At 46.9% G+C, this 2,774-nt stretch carries 1 protein-coding gene; it reads right to left on the reverse strand.

Annotation, left to right across the window (positions count from 1 at the left end; translation table 11 throughout):
* Nucleotides 1–271: 271 nt before the first annotated feature.
* Nucleotides 272–2,774 (reverse strand): bifunctional serine/threonine-protein kinase/ABC transporter substrate-binding protein (locus V7L29_RS21160; RefSeq protein ID WP_334736725.1); only part of this gene is annotated, 2,503 nt, incomplete at its 5' end.

Consider the following 2,774-nt stretch of genomic DNA (forward strand, 5'->3'; position numbering starts at 1 on the left):
ACTGGTGGCAGCTTGAAAAATTAACAACCGGATAGCCCAGGGGTTTCAGTCCTGTCATTGGCATACTACAAACCTCAGTTTTAGGTAAATTTGTAATATCTTGCCCCTCATGACACGCTCGCTAGATTTACCCCTACTTAATTTTTTTATTATCGTGTAATACACGGGGAGGTGTGATTCTCCTTTTCATGTAATACACGGTAAAGCCGCCGTTTTTTTGTTAAGCAATATTTCGCCAACGGTATCCGGTGATGCCAGCATCTCCCAAAACTTAAGGGCAGCCCGTTTGCTCCAGGGTCCGAAACACAACCTGCCCCCCGCATTGCACAACCTGAGTTAAGATGACTTGCGGTTTTTGTAGCTCACCCGTCCCGTCCCGAAATCGTAGAATTTCGTCAGATGCTCCTTTTGCCGAAAATCCTGGTGCAGCCAGTCGTTCCCGCAAGATTATGCGATCAATCTGCTGTCTTGGATGCTGCTGAATTGCCGTAATTAACATTTGTGCCGCATTGTAAGTTGTATAAGTGTGCCAGGAAGGTTGTCGATAAGGTGGGGGGGCTGAACTAGACTGCCAGAATTTCACCAACTTAGAATTCTTTGCCTGGTTGGGGTCCCAGGGTGAAGCGATGATGGTGTGATTGACCACACGATCATTGAGTAACTGGGCTTCTCCCGCCATCGTATCGCCCATAATCACCCAGGTTTTGCCAGCCGATTGCACAATGTCGATCGCATCGCTAAAGGCATTCGACTGACTTTCTGCCGCATCGGGCACCACTACAAAAGCTTCTGCTCCCTGGCGCTTGGCATAGTGAGTGGCTTCAGTCAATTTAAATTCTGGACGTTGGCAGGAGGCACCGGTACAGGATAAATAAAACTGTCCAGTTTCATCATTGACGATGCTGCCTTGCAAGGCTTGAAACGTTTCCTTAAAGGCACCCGCTAGCGATCGACTATAGGATTTATCGGGATTGTAAAACACTGCAACTTTTCGCGCCTTGGTGCGATTGAGTAGAAAAGAAGCCATGAACGTGGCGGTGGCGCGATCGCTAGAAACCGTGCGAAAGAAAATATTGTGCTTTTCTAGCGTATAGGTTGCTAACTCCTCAGAGGTGCTAGTGGGTGAAATCAGCACCATGCCAGCGCTATCATAAACTTCCAACGCCGACCGCGTGGCATCGCTAACATGATGACCAATCACCGCAAGAATCTCTTTGCGGCGCACCAACTCTTTCGCCAGTTGATGAGCCGTTCGAGGATCATTTTGATCATCGACTAAAACCACCTGCAATCCGAGTCCAGCCTGAATCGCCTCGTCTTGTGCTTGGGCAATGCCCCGCAAAATATTAAAGCCTCGGGCAGCGGCAGTACTACCGCCCCCTAAAGGAGCGACGACGGCGATCGCGACTTTCCGCTGCTGAAGTTTTGGTTCCGTCTGAATTTTCAAATTATTCAAATAAATCAGCGTTTCTGGGTCTTTAGTTTGTTCCCAAACGAGTTGCAAAGATTGTCTTGCTTGTTGCCATTCATGCTTGCCAATATGTTGAATTCCTTCCTTTTTAACTTCTGACGCTTTTTCAGCAACACGCTTGCCTACAAAGCTTTCCAGGTCAGACTCTTGAAGTAAAGATTCCTCACCGCAACTGATGTGATCATGCAAGGTTTGATCGCAGGTAGCTTTGGGAAATAGGCGATCAACTTCCATTTCCCAATTGATCTGGCGCATCAGTGGAATCATCGCCATGCCCCCGCACAGCACGCCAATGCCAAACCCTAGCCCAATTTGTTGCCACCGTTGACGAACTTGTTCCTCTTCAATTCTTCGCAATCGTCGCCGAATAATTTGCACGTTGGCTGGGCGATCGTGAATCTCCTCAGCAGCCATGTCGCCTAATAGTTTGTGCAAATCTGACGAGATCAGATGTTTAGAGACAAAAGGTTCGCTGGAGTTAGATCCCCTCAGCAGATGCATAAAAGTTCTTCCCAGGGCGTAGAAATCGGATTGCAGCACTGCTTTACCTTCACGCTGTTCGGGTGGGGTGTAACCCTCGGAACCAACGCTTGTGCTTGGTTCTGCTGACTCGATCTGCTTGATGCCACCAAATTCGTCTACCATCGGATTGAGCGGAGGGTTGTCCGGGGAAAGAGTAATTCTGCCTGGTTCCGTTGGCTTGATCTGTCTTATGGCACCAAAATCGATCAACACCACTTTTCCATCTGGCAATTTCTCATCTGGCTTTCGCATGATATTAGAGGGCTTAATATCCCGATGAACAATGCCCTGCCGATGAAGATAATCCAGCGTATTCAGTAATTGCTTGAGCCAATCGAGCGCCTGCTCTTGTGTGATGGCACCTTCACTTTTAATCCATTGATCGAGGTTTTCTCCTGGGATTAAATCCATCACTAGGCAGGGAATCTTTTTGCCATTAGCTAGTGAAATAGAAAATGTATCATGCCCACGGGGAATGCCTTCATGGGTAAATTTCATTAACAGTTGTTGTTCTCGTTGGAAAAGCTTTTGTGTTTTGTCATCTTTGCTAATTAACGTTTTAAGCACAAACGGCAGTTCAGTGTTTAGGCGGCGAATAAAGAAGATTTCTGTGGGATTTGTTTCTCGTTCGCGAAGGGGATAAATGATGCGGTAGCGATCATAAATTAGTAAAGGTGTTTTGCAATTTCGACACACTTCTGATGTGTGTAAATTCTCTCGGTCTTCGCAATCAGGATTGGGACAATACGACATTACAGTTAGAGATGATTTGACATTTACT

It is taken from the genome of Nostoc sp., assembly GCF_036916575.1.
GTDB lineage: Bacteria > Cyanobacteriota > Cyanobacteriia > Cyanobacteriales > Nostocaceae > Nostoc.